At 59.0% G+C, this 239-nt stretch carries 1 protein-coding gene; it reads right to left on the bottom strand.

All coding sequences use genetic code 11. The features are described from left to right. Positions 1 to 239: hypothetical protein (locus ACOSDM_RS20375; protein WP_420726362.1), on the bottom strand; the 239-nt coding region annotated here is incomplete at both ends.

Below are 239 nucleotides of genomic sequence, written 5' to 3'. Positions count from 1 at the left end.
CCGCTGATCTCGACCGACAAGGTCTCGCTGTCATCGGTCAGTGCCGAGGAGATGTCCAGGGCAATGGCTGTATCTTCAGAACCACTTGCTGCTTCAGTAGAGAGGGTCGGCGCATCAGCGACGCCGGTCACGGAGACGGGAAGGGTGGCCGTCGTGGTGGCTGTATCTGAACCATCGGTCGATGTGGCAGTAACCGTGAGGTCAAAATCATCGCTGCTGTTTGCAGGCGGGGTGATCGT

The organism is Hwanghaeella sp. LZ110, from assembly GCF_048892525.1.
Lineage (GTDB): Bacteria > Pseudomonadota > Alphaproteobacteria > UBA8366 > Aestuariispiraceae > Pacificispira.
This window is presented reverse-complemented; position numbering and strand designations above follow the sequence as displayed.